This window comes from Nonomuraea sp. NPDC048881 (genome assembly GCF_040649795.1).
GTDB lineage: Bacteria > Actinomycetota > Actinomycetes > Streptosporangiales > Streptosporangiaceae > Nonomuraea.
In genome coordinates this window covers 22,375-37,510 of record NZ_JBEZGC010000036.1, presented here as the reverse complement: position 1 = coordinate 37,510, position 15,136 = coordinate 22,375, and the positions used below count along the sequence as shown (strand labels likewise).

Below are 15,136 nucleotides of genomic sequence, written 5' to 3'. Positions count from 1 at the left end.
CGTGATGGGTTCGCGGCCCCACATCCGCGCCACGACGGGTGGCAGCTCTGCCATCGAACATCCTCTCGCGCGGCCGGAATCTGTGTACGTCATATCGTGTATATCGTACAGAGTAGACCGTACACCGTGTGGGAGGCGTCATGGAGATCCGTACGTTCAAACCGAGCGACCGCGCCGAGCTGCGCGAGCTGTTCGAGCGCGTGGGCGAGGGCGCTCCCACGGCGTCGCTGTGGGGGCACATGGACTCGGAGGCGGCCGTCTACCTGGACCCCTACATGGAGCTGGAGCCGGACTCGCTCTTCGTCGCCGTCGCCGGGGGCGCCCTGGTGGGCTACCTGACGGGATGCCTCGACAGTGCGCGGTTCCCCGGCGAGGGCGAGCGCATGGAGCAGGCGATGCGGACCTACCGGCTGGTCTTCCGGCCCAGGCCCGCGGCCTTCTTCGCGCGCAGCCTGGCCGATCTGGCGTGGGCCGCGATCCGCAGGCAGCCCGGCTCCGGCGAGCTCGCCGACGCCAGGTGGCCCGCGCACCTGCACATCAACGTGGCGCCCGAGGCGCGAGGGACAGGCGCCGCCGACGGGCTGATGAGCCGATGGCTCGACCGGCTCAGGAAGGCCGGATCCCCCGGCTGCCACCTGCAGACCCTGGTCGAGAACACCCGGGCGGTGCGGTTCTTCGAGCGCATGGGCTTCGCCGAGCACGGCCCGGCGCCACTGGTGCCCGGCCTCCGCCACGACGGCCGGCGGGTCCACCAGCGGACGATGGTCTGGAGCGCCGGCCGCGCTGCCGAGGAGGCGGGAGCGCGGACGTCCGCCAGGCGTCAATAGTCCCAGGCCGCCGCACCGCCACCATCGTTGGCCGCCGTACCGGACATCGAGCGGTTCCTGCACACCAGCTACGACCAGTTCGCCACCAAGGCGGCGGTGGCGAACGTCCTGCCGCTGCTGGCCGAGCGCTTCGCCCGCCAGCGGCTGCACGCCTCGGCCCGCGTGGAAGGGGATGGGGAGGTGAAGGGTGGCCGATCGTGCGGAAGTTGGCGTCCATCCGGATCTTGGTCATCGTACGCTGCCGCATCATCGCCAGCCAGGCGTTGACGAGGCCGGCGCCGAGCAGCGTCAGGACCCAGCCGGTCGCCAGGTCGTCGTCGATCGCCCTGGACAGCAGGTACGGCGGCAGCGTCAGGCCCACCGTCCACAGGGTGCCCAGCGTCGCGCCCAAGGCGACCCGGCCCTTCTGCGCCCACGCCAACCAGCACAAATACCGAGCAGCCGCCTTCGTGGCGATCACGCTAGGCCATGGCTTCACCGGCCCGCCGAAGGGGGTCGCTTGCAGCGGCCGACCCAGGATGATCGGCCCCGACTCCGTTCGCCGACCTGACGTTCCGCCCACGGCGACGCCGACACCGTGACCAAGCAGACCCACTCGGTCTGCTGCGCCACGGTGGGGAAGACGGAGGAACCGGCGGCCGCAGAGCCGGACCTGGCCGAGGTGTCCCAAGGGTGCTGGGCAGGCCCTCGCCTGGCGCGGGCGCGCAAACAGCCACGCCCCGCCGGTTGCTCACTGCGTACTCGCAGATGAAGATCGTCCTGATGACGCGGCCCAGTTCCTCGAGCGCCTGGTACGAGGGGGCGTGCCTGGATTGCGAGATCGCAGAGAACGGACGCATCTCAGAGGCGGTCACCCATCAAACAGACCCCCGTCCATCCCCGGACCGCGTGACTGAGCACGCGGTCCGGGACGTGGTTCATCGCGTCATGCGGAGGCCGCGTCGGAGTGGACCCCCTGGTCAAGCAGGGCGTTGATCATCTCCTGGAGTTGATCGCGTCCGATGGTGCCGAGTGCGCCGGTCAGGGCCTGGGCGAGCTTGTCGAACGGGTCGTCCATCGGCAGTCCCTTCACCTTCTCGGCCAGTTCCGCCACGCTCCACAGCCCGTCTTTGTGGATGTGGGCGCCGAGGGACCAGCCATGATTGACCGTGACCGTTCCGCCCCGTACCGACAGCAGCTGGCCGGTGAGCGGGCAGGCCGCGCCGGCCAGGTAGGCGGCGACAGGTGCGCAGGCGGCCGGGTGCAGTGGGTCGAACCGGCCCACCGGCGGTTCCTCGCTCATGCCGGGAACGGCGAGAGTGAGGCGGGTCCGGGCCATCGAGGGCGAGATGCAGTTGACCCGCACGCCGTACCGGCCGAGTTCGAGTGCCGCCACGGTGGTCAGCGCCGCGACCCCGGCGTTGCCTGCCGCATAAGAGGCCTGCGCGGGCAGGGGGTTGAGCAGCCCGGAGCCGGAGGAGGTGTTGACCACGGCGCGGTCGGCGTGGACCCCTGCCTGATACCGGTCGCGCCAGTGGCGGGCCGCCCAGTGCGTCACCGCGAAGGTGCCCTTCAGCTTGACGGCCGCGACGTCGTCGAAGTCCTCCTCCGACAGGTCGGTCAGGCCCATGTTCCGTTCGATGGTCGCGTTGTTGACCACGACGTGCAGGTCGCCGAAGGACTCCAGAGCCGTCTCCACCATGTGGCGGGCGCCGTCCCAGTCGGTGACGCTGTCGGTGTTGCCCACGGCCTGTCCGCCGCGCGCGATGATCTCCGCGACGACCTTCGCGGCTACGCCGGCGTCGCCGCCCGTGCCGTCTATGGCGACGCCGGGGTCGTTGACCACGACCTTCGCGCCTTCGGCGGCGAAGAACAGCGCCTCTTCCCGCCCGATGCCGCGCCCCGCTCCGGTGATGAGGACGACGCGTCCGTCCAGACTTCCCATGAACGATCTCCCTTCACTGACTGCAGTCTATGTACTAATTCACAGTATGCATTAATTCAGAAGATGTCATAGACTGCCCTGCGTGGTGGAGAAGCACGGACTGCGAGAGCGCAAGAAGCAGCGCACCCGGCAGGCACTGATCGAGGCGGCGGTGCGCCTGTTCGAGGACAAGGGCTACGACCAGGTGACGGTGGCCGAGATCGCCGACGCGGCGGAGGTGTCCCCCCGCACCTTCTTCCTCCACTTCCAGACCAAGGAGGATGTGCTTCTGGCCAATGCCGACGTGCGCGTCGATCTGGCGCTGCAGGCGATCGCCGAGCGCCGCGCCGGGGAAGGGCTGCCTGAGGTGCTGGTGCGGGCGATGGACCAGATGATCGCCGATACCTGGGACAGCGACCTCCCCAGCGGGCTCGCGGCACTGCGGGCACGGCTGGCGGCCTCGGTGCCGGCGCTACAGGCCCGGCTGCTTCAGCGATACCTCACGGCGCAGGCCGATCTGGCCCAGGCTCTGCAGCGGGCATTCCCCGACAGACTCGACACGATCACCGCCTCCGCCCTGGTCGGCGCAATGGTGGGCGCGGTCAGCGCATCCGCAGTGACCGCGCTGCAGCGCGGCGACGGACCCGGCGAGGTGCGGAACGCCATGCGGCAGGCCATGGCTCTGGTGGCGCAATCCGTCGCCTGACCCCGTCCATCCGGCTATGTGCCGAAGCCGTCACTGGCTCGCGTGGGGGAGGCGATTCACCGTCACAGGTGATCAATTGTCCTCAAGGTGCGTGGAAGGTGCAGGTATGGCGATCAGACTCTTGCACGCGGCCCCGGCCACCGGCGACACCGCGCAACCCGTCCCATGCTGGGCACTCCGTACCGCCTGAGCGCTTCCCTGGGTGCTGCTCCCCACGTGCCTGTGGAGGTTGCCGTTCGCCTTTCACTTCGACATGGGCCAGCTCAACGACGCTCCTGTGTCACCGTTGTGGATCAGCATCCCCCATGTCTTCGGGCTCAGCGTGCTCACCGAGTTGGCGGCGCTACTCGGCATCGGTCTGGTGCGCGGTACACGCCGTCGCCGACCCCGCCCGGCGCCAGCTCTGGAGCACCCGCTACATGCACTCCGGTCACGGCGACGAGTTCAGCTTCCGCGATGCCATGTCGGCCGCGCGAGCGGCGATGACATCGGCCAAGGACATGCACCGCGCCACCACCTTCGTCATCAGGCTGGACCTCCGCGACGACGACGCCATTACGCCCGCGGCCACGATGCAGGGTGATCGAGCCGGTGGCCATCCTCCTACAGGACCCGTCCGAGCAGGACCGGCAAGCCCTCGCCGACCTGATCAACCAGTTCGCGCAGCAGGAATCCGCCCCTGAGCGGCAGCTGACGGCCTGGGAGGCGCCCGAACCCCTGGGCCTCCTGGTCCGACAGTGAGCCTCTGGGCGCGACCACGCTCGCCTGCACGGCTTCCTTGTCGAGACAGATGACCGCCGCTTGCTGTCGGCGTACAGGCAAAGGCACACAGGCAAGTACAGGCAGACATGCAACCCAACTGCTCAGAGCCCGAGCGGTGAGGGCCTGAGGTGGGGATCACGTGACCGTACCGCGGGCGCGGAGCACCGCAACACCGTCGCCTTCGAGCTCGTTCCAGTAGCCGGCGCGTCCGGTCATCGCCATCGTCAGCGCCACTGTCGGGCCGGCCACGAGAGCGCCGGAACCGGTCTCGAAGGGGCCGTCGTTCGCGACGAGACGCAGGCCGCGGATCCGGCCCTTGGCCAGGACCACCATGTCCGTGCGCCGGTAGTAGTGGGCTATCCGCGTGAGCAGGTCGATCGGATAGTCGCGTCGGATGCCCAAAGGTCGCCGGATGTCCTCTCCGTGCACGATCGTCTCGCCCAGCATCGCCATGACCGGCAAGGGGGGCTTGGTCGTGCTGGTGATGATGCGGCGGAACCTGGCAAGCGTCTCGGCCGGGGTCGCGCCCAGTTGTTCGGCCAGCCGTATGGCCACCTGTTGGTCGAAGTCGAATCGGCAGCGGATGACGCCGGTCAGCCACCGTACCGGCGTGAGGCTCGCCCCAGAGGTCATGTGCGCCAGCACCTCGCGGACCGTCAGCCCGGCGCACAGGGACGGCGTGGCCCATCGCTCATCGGTCAGATCCGCGAGGTCGGCCGCCAGGGCCGCCCGTTCGGCGTGGACCAGCGACCAGAGGTGGACCTTGTCGATGGGTTCGGGTGTGAACTCGATCATGGTCAGCGGCTCACCAGACCGACGCGATTGCCGTCGAGGTCGGCGAATACCGCGATGCGCCCCAGGGGCGTCTGAGTCGGCTCCAGGACCCGGCTGCCGCCCAGCCGTTGCGCACGAGCGAGCGCGGCCTCGACGTCGTCAACCGGGAAGTAGACCACGATCCCCGTATACGGGCTGTTCGGACCGGCCTGGCCGATCCCTCGCGCAGGACGGCCGCCGTCGTCGCCGATGAGTGCGTAGGTCTCGTCGATGGCGTTCACCTCCCAGCCGAACATTTTCTGATGGAAGACTCGCGCTTGCCGAGCATCGAGTGTGGAGATGTCGAACCATTCGGCTGCGGGGCGAGATCCGGTCGACGTCATGGCAGTCCTCTCTGGCGGGGCCGGGCCGGTGTGGCCCGTCACCTGGTAGGACTGCCGCTGTAGGGCACAATCGTCGCTCATGGGGGAAATATCTTTCGGGCTCCCGGCGGATCCGGTGCGAAGCGGTCAGGAGGCTGACCTGGCCCGAGCTCGTACGGGGGACGATGCCGCCTTCGCGCGCCTGGTCGGGCCGCTGTACCAGGAATTGCATGCCCATTGCTATCGCATGCTGGGCTCGACTCACGACGCCGACGACGCCCTGCAGGAAGCCTTGCTGCGCGCCTGGCGAGGGCTCGCGCGGTTCGAGGGCCGCGGCTCGTTGCGCTCGTGGCTCTACACCGTGGCCACCCGCACCTGCCTGGACCTGGTCGCCTCCCGCGCCAAGCGGGCGCTGCCCGCCGACCTTGGCTCATCCAGCGACCGGGCCGTGCTGGACGCTGCCTCCTTGACCGACGTCGCCTGGTTGGCGCCCTACCCCGATCAGGGCCTCGCCGACGGCCGCGCCGCCCCCGAAGCGCGTTACGAGCGGCGCGAGTCCGTCGAACTCGCTTTCGTCGCTGCCCTGCAGCACCTGTCGGGCAACCAGCGGGCCGCGCTGCTGCTGTTCGACGTTCTCGGGTTCTCCGCCGCCGAGATCGCCACCATGATAGGCACCTCGACCACGTCCGTGAACTCCGCCCTGGCGAGGGCCCGCAGGCTCATTGCCGAGAAGACCCCCTCGATGAGCCAGCAGCAGGCGCTGCGGAAGATCGGCGACGCCAAGGTGCACAAACTCGTGGCGGCGTTCGCGACGGCGTTGGAACGCGGCGACATCGATGCCCTGGTGCCCCTGCTGACCGAGGACGTCACGTGGTCCATGCCGCCTCTGGCGCACTGGTACAAGGGGTTGGCGGCCGTCACCGACTTCGCCCTGCAAGTCCCCATCACCAGATGTCCAAGCTGGCGCACCCTTCCAACCAGCGCCAACGCCCAGCCCGCCGTGGCCTTCTACCTCGGCGGCGACGTCGCCGGGCCGCACACCGCCTGGTCGATCACCGTGTTCGCGCTCCGCGGCCCGCGCATCTGCGAGATCGTCTCGTTCCTCGGTCCCGACCATTTCCCACCCTTCGCGCTGCCCGCCTCACTTCCCTGACCGCGAAACCGCAGGCGTTGGCTGAGGATCGCATCGGCCACTTCTCTGCCCGTAGAAGTGAAGGGTCGATGCGTCAGACGGTGGGACGAGATACCCGCTCTGGGTGTGCTCGCCGGCTGCGGCCGGGGTGTTGGCCGGCAAGCGGGCCACCTCGCACTGGGGGCGGGTGCGGCACCTGGAGGGCTCGGCAGCACGGCAGTCGAGGAGTGGGTCGTCTTCGATGGAAAGATCGTCACCGCGGCAGGGGTGTCGTCGGGGATCAAGACATGGCGTTGACGTTGCTGGCCGGGGAAGCCGCGGAGCGGATCGCGCAGACGGTTCAGCTCGCCATCGAATACAACTTGGCTCCGCCGCATGACATGAAGACGCCGGGCGAGCTCAAGGAGGAGGCGCTGCGGGTGATCCCGATGCAGTGACCGGCGCGGATCGCATGGGCGCCTCCGGCACCAGATAGCACACCAGGAGCTTGAGGAAGAAGAAGACGGTGAACCAGTCCAGGGTCTCCGGAACCGGCAGGGCCGTCAGGTTGACCAGCACCGCGGCCATATAGGCGGCCATGGCAGCGGGCCGCTTGGCCTCCAGTCGGACCATCTCGATGAGCAGAGCGCCCGCCAGCAGAAGGGCGGAATTGGTCAGAAACCATCCCCATGCGGCGTCCAGCACCACGAACGCCATGGCCGCCAGGTAGACGAGGTGTGCGGCGACGAACCCGAGCCGCGCGCGCGAGGGTTTGTGGTGGTACCACCTCTTGGCCGCGTTGGTCGCGTTGGTCATCACGCCGCCCACGAGATCGAGGCCGATGACCAGCATGACGAGCCATTGCGGCCAGCCACCCTGGATCGGCGCCAGGAGCAGGTGCCAGCCGAGCAGCGCCATGCACGCGAGCGAGCCGGCGACCTCCATCCGCTGCTCCGCCCGGCTCTTGCCCGGCCCCATGAACCGCTCGAACGCACCCCTCCATCCCGGCGGCGTGGCGGGGATGGTCCAGTCGATCTCAGCTCTCATCGGGCTTGCTCCACATCCCTCGCACCAGGCTCCAGATCACATCCGGTACGGCGGAGCCCTGGCGTAGCCTGGCGGCAGCCCAGACGTCGGCGGCGCGCAGGACGGCGGCGGTGGCGGCGAGCATGAGCTCGCGATCCACGTCGGACCTGATCACGCCGAGGGCTCGCCCGTTGTCGAGCACGGGGGCCAGCCAGGGCGCGGGGTCCTGGGCCGTGCTCGCGTCGAGCAGCGCCAGGTCATCGGGATGGGCCAGCCCGTGCGCGGTCAGCCGGCCGGAGGCCGCCTGCAACTGCTCCCAGAAGTGCTCGGCCGAGCCGGCGTCCGGCCAGTCCCCGAGAGCCTGGGATATCCGCGCGTGCACATCCTCGATCACCCCGGCGAACAGGTCTTCCTTGCCGTCGAAGTACTGGTAGGCCGACGTTTTGGAGATCCCGAGCTCGGCGATGATCTTGTTGTAGGAGGCGCGGTCGGCGCCGTCCCGGGCGAAGTGTTCCCTGGCAACCTGCAGGATCGACTCCCGCCGGTCGGCGGGCAGGCGGTAGAAGCGTGGCAGCGGCATGTACCGATGGTACATCCCAGTGGTAACCCTATGATCAACACAAGCGCCACCGTGCTGACGGCGGCGACCGCGAGGACGGCGAAGGCGATCCGGTAGGGGGACCGCTCGAGCCGTGCCACCAGTCCGGTTCCCCCGCATCCTCTACACGGCCGGTTTCGTCGTGCGGCTGGTGCTGCTCTTCCCTCTGCTCGCGGGCCTGCTGATCATCGATGCAGGTTCCTCGCCCTCTTCGCGGACGTTGGAGCAGTTCCGCGATGTGGTGCTGGCCGGGGAGGTCGGCCGGGTGAACTACCGGGCCGCCGACTCCGGCGAACTGGTGTCCCTGCGGTGGTCGGAATCCCCGCTGGTTTGGCACCAGGTGGAGGGCAGGATGGCCGGCCTCGAAGGGCCGTACACGACCGCGCGCCTCATGGCCGACATGAGCCGCGTGCTTGTTCCGCCGTTCTTGGTGCGGGAGCAGGTGGAGTCCTCCCGGCGCGGCCTCTTTCCTGACTGGCCCTTCGACATTCCCGGCGGCTGGTGGATCGCCGCCTCCTGGGCGCTCGTCTTCTTCGCCGTGCTCTGTTCCACGCCTCGACTTGCCAACCGGTGGGCTTGGTTCTGGCTATTCACCGTCGGGCATCGAACATCCCCCGCACGCGAGTGGGCGCGTGCGGCCGACCTGTGCACCATGGCGGCCGCCATGGTTGACACCGCCGGCGCGTTTCCGCAGTTCAGGGCGTTGACCGCCCGGCCGTGATCGTTACTTCTGTGTGCCAAGGTGCTCTTGGCGCGCTCGCCCATCGTGTCCACCGCGGCGAACGCCAGGTCCTTCGGCAGCAGCCTGAGGTTGGGCACTGCCCCGAACGCGGATGATCCCGTCAGGGAGTTGCGAAGCGCGCGGCGATCGTCCGGGCTGCTTCGTCGACCGCTTGCAACTGCTCTTCCTTGGTGATCGACCACGTACCGTGCGTGAGGCGCGGCCAGAAGATCGCGGACGCGATCATGCCGAGGAACTGTGCGGATGCCAGATCCGGATCATCGATGTCGGCGCTTCCCGCGGAGTGTGCCTCCCGCAGATAGCGCCCCAGCGCCTGCAGTACGGGCAGCGTGCCGAAGTCGAAGGTCCGCTCGCGCAGTTCGGGGAAGTGGTGCGATTCGGCGATCACGGTTCGCATCAGGGCGACCATGCGAGGACGAGTCAACAGTTCCGCATACGCGCGACCTAGCACCACCAAGCCCGCGTAGAGGTCGCCGGTTGGGATCTCGACCGGCTCCGGAGCCGGCGATCCGCCTGCCGCGAGCACCGTTGCCTCGAAGAGCTCGGCCTTGGTCGGGAACTGCTTGAAGAGCGTTGCCTTGGACACCCCTGCGCGCTCGGCGACACGTGCCAGGGGCGTGCGGTCGTACCCGAACTCCAGGAAGAGCTGCGCGGCGGCGCCGAGGATCGCCTCGCGATTGGTCGCGGCCACCGCACGGTGGTACGAGGAGCGTCCCTGTGTCATCCGTTCAGCATCTCATCGAGGCGAGTTCCTTGACTCACCATTACGAACACGATTAGGTTAATAGAGGTGAGTCGATCGACTCACCTCTCGGAGATAGGAGCGGCTCATGGCTACCGTGATCGTCCACGCGACCATCACTCTTGACGGGTTCATGGCAAAGGAGGACGGCGGGGTCGACTGGATGTTCGGCCGGCCCTCCGCTCCCGAGGATGACGCCGTCGTCGAGACAGTGATGAGCCGGATCGGCGCGGTGGTCGGCGGCGCGAACAAGACCCAGACCATCGAGGACGGCGAGATCCCGTATGGCGGCATGCTGAAGGTCCCGGTCTACCTGATGACCCACAGCGCCCATGAGCCGATCGAGCGCGACGGCATCACGTACAACTTCGTCGTCGACGACATCAACGAGGCCGTCAGGCTGGCCACGCAAGCGGCCGGGGACGGCTGGGTCAGCCTGCTCGGAGGAAGCATCGCACGACAGTGCCTGCGGCTGGGTCTCGTCGACGAGCTCCACCTGGACGTTGCGCCGGTCCTGCTCGGCGACGGCATCTCGCTGTTCGCCGGCCTTGGGCGGCACATCGAGCTTGAGCGCCTCGATACATCAGCCTTCGCGAGTGAGGCTCATCTCCGCTACCGAGTCCTCCGTTAGCCAGAGTTGCAGGTCCTCCGAGCCATCGGGAGCCGCGGTGCCAGGCGGCTACGGTCAGCAGCGCCCTGCCTCACATCGAGACAGGCTGAGCAGGAAGACGACCTCACCAGTACCGAGGCCGGAAGAGAGAAAAGGAAGAGGGCCACGCCCAAACCGGCCCCATCGCATCAGTTCAGAGCGTGTTTGAGAAGATCGTTTATGCACGGCGTGGCAGCATGACGGCCAGCTCGTGGGCGGCCAAGGCGGCCGAATGCCCCCGCAGCGCAACCCTCAGACCTGACCGACGCCCAATGGGACCTCATCACGCCTCTGCTTCCCGAGCCCAACAGCGGCGGCCGCCCGGAGAAGCCCCCGCGCCGGGAGATCGTCAATGCCATCCTGTACGTGGTCCGTTCCGCCTGCCCGTGGCGGTATCTGCCCACTGACCTGCCTCCCCGGCAGACCGTGTACCGGTACTTCCAGCAGTGGGAGCAGGCCGGCGTGACCGAGGCCCTGCTGCGCGAGCTGCGCATCAAGGCCCGCCGCCAGGACGGCCGCGACGACGAGCCGTCCGCCGGCATCATCGACTCCCGAAGCGTCAAGGACGCCGACACCGTCGGGCGTGACAGCCGCGGCCATGACGCCGGCAAGACGGTCAACGGCCGCAAGCGGTTCATCATCACCGACACCACCGGCCTGCTGGTCACCGTCGCGGTGATGGCGGCGAGCCGGCAGGACCGTGACGGTGCCAAGACCGCCTTGCTGTCGGCGTATCTGACGACCCCGATCCGGCACGTCTTCGCCGACCAGGGGTTCGCCGGCCGGTTGGTGGACTGGGTCCGCGACACCCTGCGTACAAGGTTGGAGATCGTCCGCAAGCCCGCTGATCAGCGAGGCTCCACCACCCATCGCACGGCGATGGGTGGTGGAGAGGACACTGGTTTGGCTGACCGCCTGTCGCCGTCTGGCCCGCGACTACGAACGAGACCCGAAGATCTCCGAGGCCGTCATCCGCTGGGCTGCCATCGCCGGTATGGCCCGCCGTCTCACCCGCACGGGCGCCGCTCGGCGACAAGCCAGAATCGTCTGCGACTAACGAGGACCGCCGATCTCAAACACTCACTCCGTGTAATGGCGCAAAATCCAACGGATATGCCTCTCACCTTGGCTCATGCAGAGGCCTCGGGGCTGAGGGGCCAGACTTCAGCCCTGTTGTCTATGCAGGCCAGAGGCATATCTGCTGGGTCGCCGGCTTCATCGCGTCCAACATGTGACCGGTCAACCAGCGCCTCGACGCCCCGACGTCAGGTCCGGCCGACGCGGTCGTCGCCGACACCGAGCCCGCGCACCTGCCACCTGGCCCGCGCGCCACCACCTCGCCGGCTCGCGCCCGCCGCGTCAAATGCCCGAGGCGCGAGCTCTGGTCCGCCGGGTGCTGGAAGTGATGACCACCGTGCCCGCGCTCGTCAGCGACCATTGCTTCGACATCCCGGCTGCCAACCCTTGATCTGGAGCATGGCCTCGAAACCGGCCACCTGCGCGGCGAGCCGGCAAGGCCGCGGGTGCACATCGATCGGCTGTCGGCTGCGCAGGTGCGGGACAAGGTGGAGAGGACCAGGACGGCGTCCAGCAGCACCTGGAGCAACAGCTCGGCGAGGTACGGCTGGGCGCAGGACCTGAGCGAGCCCCCCGTGGTCGACCATGGTCGCCGGCTCTGTCCATCTTGGTGAGGCGTGGTCAGAGCAGGGACGGTTGTGCCAGGACGTTCGCCAGGGGCACATGAGCCTTCATGGGCGCTTGCTGTATGAATGATCGCAACTGCGGTGATTCATCACGCAAGGCACGGACCAGGTGAGCGGAGGCGGTCTCGATGGCGGACGGCGACACGGCCGCGGGACGGGTGATCTCCCCGATCCTGATCGGACGCGAGGAGGAGCTTCGCCGCCTGGTCGCGGCGGTGAGCCGGCCGCCCGCGGTGGTCGTGCTCGAAGGCGAGGCCGGTATCGGCAAGAGCAGGCTGTTGGCCGAGCTGGCGGCGCTGCCCGTGATGGCCGGCAGGCTGCTGCTGCGCGGCGGTGCCCGGCGCATCCGGGAACCGTTCCCCCTGGGCCCCCTGATCGAGGCGCTGCGCGGCACCGGCGACGCGCTGGCGCGCGCCGAACTGTCGCCGGTCGCGGGCGCGCTGCGCGCTCTGCTGCCCGAACTGGAATCCGTGCTGCCGCCTGCGCTGAAGCCCCTGGACGACCGGGCCGCCGAACGTCACCAGCTGTTCCGCGGCCTGGCCGAGGTGCTGCGGGCGCTCGGCCCCGTCGTCCTGGTGGTGGAGGATCTGCACTGGGCCGACGAGCAGACGATCGAATTCCTCGCCTACGCGCTGGCGGTCCCGCTGCCGGAGATGTCGCTCGTGCTCGCCTACCGGGGGGAGGAGGCGGACGGCTCGGTCCGGGAGGTGACCGGGCGTCCCGCGGACCCGGTCTTCCACGATCACATCCTGTTGAAGGCCCTGGACGCCGCGCAGACCGGCGCGATGGCCGCGGCGATACTGGGCGAGGCGGGCGTCACCGCGGACTTCGGCGCGCATCTGCATGAGCTTTCGTCGGGGCTCCCGCTGGCCGTCCAGGAGTTGATGGCGCTGCTGCGGGCGCGCGGCGCGCTGATCAGGCTGCGCAGCGGGCGGTGGGCGCGCAAGGCGGTGGCCGAGCTCGACGTGCCGCCGGGCGTACGCGACTCGGTACGTGAACGGGTGGCACGGCTGCCCGAGGTGGCGCGGGTCGTCGCGGAGGCGGCGGCGGTGCTGCATGTACCGGTGCGGCTGGAGGAACTGGCCGCGGTAAGCGGGCTGACCAAGGCCGACACCGTGGCGGGGGCGGACGAGCTGCTGGTCTCCGGCCTGCTGGTCGAGCAGGCCGGAACGGTGGCGTTCCGGCACGTACTCACCGCCCAGGCGGTATACGGGGCGATCCCGCTCGGCCGGCGACAGGAGCTGCACGCGCGGGCCGCCGCGGCCGTGCGGGCCCTGAAGCCGGTGCCGCTCGGCCAGGAGGCCCACCACCTGCGCCGGGCCGGACGGCTGGCCGACTGGGTGGAGGCCGCCGAACAGGCAGCGGAACAGGCCTCGCAACTCGGCGACGACGCCGAGGCAGTCCGCATTCTGGAGGACGTCCTGCGCCACGCGCCCCTCGCCCCGGAACGCCGAAGCCGCCTGGCGGTACGGCTGGGATGGGCCGCCGCCCAGGTGCTGCGCCCGCCGAAGGTCATCGACCTGCTGTCGCAGGCGCTGGAGTCGGAGCAACCGGGCCCGCTACGCGGCCAGCTGCACTTTCTCATCGGATTGCTCCAGGAAAGACTCGGCGAGGACCCCGGCGCGCAGCGCCGCGCCTTCACCGCCGCCGTCGACGACCTCGCCGGCCAGCCCGAGCTCGCGGCATGGGTGATGGCGGCGCTCGGCCGGCCGATGGACGCGCGGGTGCCGCTGGCCGAGCACATCGTGTGGCTGGAGCGGGCGCTGGCGGTGGTGCCGGCGATCGGCAACCCGGCCGAGGAGGTGTTCATCCTCGGCAAGATCGCGACCTCGCTGGGCGGGTACGGCGACCCCCGCTGGCTGGAACTGACCAGGGAGGTGCGCCGCAGGACCGGCGGCCGGCCACGGCACCGGCAGGAGGTGGGCGCCTACCGATCCATCGCGGAGAACGCCTGTCTCGCAGGGAACTACGAAGTCGCCGCCACCCTGCTGACCGCGGCGATGCGGGAGGCGGCCGGCGAGGAGTCCTCGCGCGAGCCGCTGGCGCGCTGCCGCCTGGTCGCGCTCTTGCTGGCCTGCTGCCAAGGCCGGTGGGACGGCCTGGAGGAGGAGACCGCGCTCCTGCTCGAGGAGTACGGCGGCCGCCCGTTCGACCGTCTCGGCGCCGAGACCGTCGCGGCCTGCCTGGCGCTGGCGCGCGGCGAGCTCGACACCGCCCGGCGTGAGCTCCCCGACGTCGCCGGCAACGCCCTGGTCATGGGCGCCTATGAGCTGCTTCCGCTGTCGGTGGCCGGGTTCCTGCGGCTGTCCACGGCGAACGGCGAGGCCGGGGCTGCGCTCGCGGCGACCGAGGCGGCGGTCGCCGTGTGGGAGATCAAGGGGCTCTGGCCGCTGGCGGTTCGCGCGCTGCCCGCGCTCGCCGAGGCGATGGCGGCCGCCGACCGGCAGGAGGAGGCGCTCGCGCTGGTGGCCCGGCTGTCGGCACGGCTCGGCGACCTCGACGCGCCGATGGCCGCCCCGGCGCTGGCCCACGCACGCGCTCATCTCACGACCGGGGACGAGGCCGCGGCGGCGGACTTCCGCGCGGCGGCAGCCGGTTACGACCTGTTGGGTGCGCCGTACGAGGCGGCCCAGGCGCGCGAGCTGGCGGCCGGGCGCCTGTTCGCCGCCGGGTGCGCCGGAGCGGGAGAGCCGCTGCAGGAGGCGATGGCGACGTTCCGGGGCCTGTCGGCCCGATGGGATCTCGACCGTGCCGCGCAGCTCGCCCGCAGGCACGGCGTGACGGTCAAGGGCCGCTTTCCCGGCGGCCCGCAGGGTTACGGTGCGGACCTGTCTCCCCGGGAACGCGAAATAGCCGACATGGCCGCCGCGGGCCTGACCAACCGGGAGATCGGCCAGCAGCTGTTCGTCTCCCCCCGGACGGTGGAGAAGCACCTCGGCGCCGCGTTGCGCAAGCTCGGGCTGCGCTCCCGCGCCGCCCTCGGCGCGCACCTCGGCCTGGAGCACCCCCGTAGTGACCCACCCCGTCCGTGAGCCGCGAATGGGGTGCCCTACCCATAGTCCTCACCGGCGGTGCGCACGAGGCTTATGGCATGTCCGAAACCGACTCCACCGACGGCGAACAGAGCGACGCCGTCCCAGCGCGGGAAGGACCGCCGGAGAAGCCGGTCATCGAACCCCTTGACGACGCCCCCGAAGGGTTCGAGCCCGTCTGATCTTCCCCCCTCTGCAC

General features: G+C 69.6%; 18 protein-coding genes. 11 read left to right on the top strand and 7 right to left on the bottom strand.

Annotation, left to right across the window (positions count from 1 at the left end):
* Positions 1-140 precede the first annotated feature (140 nt).
* Together AB0C33_RS50130 and AB0C33_RS50125 are read left to right on the top strand one after the other, a co-directional pair.
* A complete protein-coding gene (locus tag AB0C33_RS50130; protein ID WP_358302595.1) occupies positions 141-827 on the top strand; it encodes a GNAT family N-acetyltransferase in 687 nt (228 codons plus the stop codon).
* 27 nt (positions 828-854) lie between these two features.
* Entirely contained in the window at positions 855-1,094 is a 240-nt protein-coding gene (locus AB0C33_RS50125; RefSeq protein WP_358302592.1) for a three-helix bundle dimerization domain-containing protein, read from the top strand.
* Between the two features lie 194 nt (positions 1,095-1,288).
* Here AB0C33_RS50125 and AB0C33_RS50120 read toward each other — a convergent pair whose 3' ends face one another.
* Both AB0C33_RS50120 and AB0C33_RS50115 read right to left on the bottom strand, forming a co-directional pair.
* Positions 1,289-1,666 carry a Tn3 family transposase gene (locus AB0C33_RS50120; RefSeq protein WP_358302604.1) on the bottom strand — a complete coding sequence of 126 codons (378 nt, stop codon included), beginning with the start codon at positions 1,664-1,666 and terminating at the stop codon, positions 1,289-1,291.
* 86 nt (positions 1,667-1,752) lie between these two features.
* Complete coding sequence (locus tag AB0C33_RS50115; RefSeq protein WP_358302589.1) at positions 1,753-2,751, bottom strand: SDR family NAD(P)-dependent oxidoreductase; 999 nt, start codon at positions 2,749-2,751, stop codon at positions 1,753-1,755.
* Positions 2,752-2,833: 82 nt separating this feature from the next.
* On the opposite strand from AB0C33_RS50115, the gene AB0C33_RS50110 reads away from it, so the two are divergent.
* Both AB0C33_RS50110 and AB0C33_RS50105 read left to right on the top strand, forming a co-directional pair.
* Positions 2,834-3,436, top strand: a complete 603-nt coding sequence (locus tag AB0C33_RS50110; protein WP_358302586.1) for a helix-turn-helix domain-containing protein — start codon at positions 2,834-2,836, stop codon at positions 3,434-3,436.
* Between the two features lie 591 nt (positions 3,437-4,027).
* Positions 4,028-4,177: a hypothetical protein gene (locus AB0C33_RS50105; protein ID WP_358302583.1), complete on the top strand. Its 150-nt coding sequence runs from the start codon at positions 4,028-4,030 to the stop codon at positions 4,175-4,177.
* Positions 4,178-4,333: 156 nt separating this feature from the next.
* On the opposite strand, the gene AB0C33_RS50100 is transcribed toward AB0C33_RS50105, so the two are convergent.
* Entirely contained in the window at positions 4,334-4,993 is a 660-nt protein-coding gene (locus AB0C33_RS50100; RefSeq protein ID WP_358302579.1) for a maleylpyruvate isomerase family mycothiol-dependent enzyme, read from the bottom strand.
* A gap of 2 nt (positions 4,994-4,995) precedes the next feature.
* Complete coding sequence (locus AB0C33_RS50095; protein WP_358302576.1) at positions 4,996-5,355, bottom strand: VOC family protein; 360 nt, start codon at positions 5,353-5,355, stop codon at positions 4,996-4,998.
* 79 nt (positions 5,356-5,434) lie between these two features.
* Here AB0C33_RS50095 and AB0C33_RS50090 point away from each other — a divergent pair, with 79 nt between their 5' ends.
* Positions 5,435-6,487 (top strand): sigma-70 family RNA polymerase sigma factor, encoded by a 1,053-nt coding sequence (locus tag AB0C33_RS50090; protein ID WP_358302573.1) that lies wholly within the window; start codon positions 5,435-5,437, stop codon positions 6,485-6,487.
* Positions 6,488-6,753: 266 nt separating this feature from the next.
* A complete protein-coding gene (locus AB0C33_RS50085) occupies positions 6,754-6,903 on the top strand; it encodes a hypothetical protein (RefSeq protein ID WP_358302570.1) in 150 nt (49 codons plus the stop codon).
* Here AB0C33_RS50085 and AB0C33_RS50080 read toward each other — a convergent pair.
* Positions 6,866-7,492, bottom strand: a complete 627-nt coding sequence (locus AB0C33_RS50080; protein ID WP_358302568.1) for a hypothetical protein — start codon at positions 7,490-7,492, stop codon at positions 6,866-6,868. The two genes, AB0C33_RS50085 and AB0C33_RS50080, sit on opposite strands and share 38 nt — an antisense overlap.
* The gene (locus AB0C33_RS50075; protein WP_358302566.1) at positions 7,482-8,051 is read right to left on the bottom strand and encodes a TetR/AcrR family transcriptional regulator; all 570 of its coding nucleotides are present in this window, start codon (positions 8,049-8,051) and stop codon (positions 7,482-7,484) included. Before AB0C33_RS50075 ends, AB0C33_RS50080 begins: the two co-directional genes overlap by 11 nt.
* A gap of 160 nt (positions 8,052-8,211) precedes the next feature.
* Between AB0C33_RS50075 and AB0C33_RS50070 the strand changes: the two genes are divergently transcribed.
* Positions 8,212-8,790, top strand: a complete 579-nt coding sequence (locus tag AB0C33_RS50070) for a hypothetical protein (RefSeq protein WP_358302564.1) — start codon at positions 8,212-8,214, stop codon at positions 8,788-8,790.
* Positions 8,791-8,911: 121 nt separating this feature from the next.
* On the opposite strand, the gene AB0C33_RS50065 is transcribed toward AB0C33_RS50070, so the two are convergent.
* The gene (locus AB0C33_RS50065) at positions 8,912-9,502 is read right to left on the bottom strand and encodes a TetR/AcrR family transcriptional regulator (RefSeq protein ID WP_358302561.1); all 591 of its coding nucleotides are present in this window, start codon (positions 9,500-9,502) and stop codon (positions 8,912-8,914) included.
* A gap of 139 nt (positions 9,503-9,641) precedes the next feature.
* On the opposite strand from AB0C33_RS50065, the gene AB0C33_RS50060 reads away from it, so the two are divergent.
* The 4 genes from AB0C33_RS50060 to AB0C33_RS50045 all read left to right on the top strand — a co-directional run bounded on the left by AB0C33_RS50060 (position 9,642) and on the right by AB0C33_RS50045 (position 15,119).
* Positions 9,642-10,184 carry a dihydrofolate reductase family protein gene (locus tag AB0C33_RS50060; protein ID WP_358302558.1) on the top strand — a complete coding sequence of 181 codons (543 nt, stop codon included), beginning with the start codon at positions 9,642-9,644 and terminating at the stop codon, positions 10,182-10,184.
* Positions 10,185-10,460: 276 nt separating this feature from the next.
* Positions 10,461-11,843, top strand: coding sequence for an IS5 family transposase (locus tag AB0C33_RS50055; RefSeq protein WP_358302600.1), 1,383 nt, complete (start codon positions 10,461-10,463; stop codon positions 11,841-11,843).
* 190 nt (positions 11,844-12,033) lie between these two features.
* Positions 12,034-14,937: an AAA family ATPase gene (locus AB0C33_RS50050; protein WP_358302556.1), complete on the top strand. Its 2,904-nt coding sequence runs from the start codon at positions 12,034-12,036 to the stop codon at positions 14,935-14,937.
* A gap of 59 nt (positions 14,938-14,996) precedes the next feature.
* Positions 14,997-15,119: a hypothetical protein gene (locus AB0C33_RS50045; RefSeq protein WP_358302553.1), complete on the top strand. Its 123-nt coding sequence runs from the start codon at positions 14,997-14,999 to the stop codon at positions 15,117-15,119.
* The last annotated feature ends 17 nt before the right edge of the window (positions 15,120-15,136 follow it).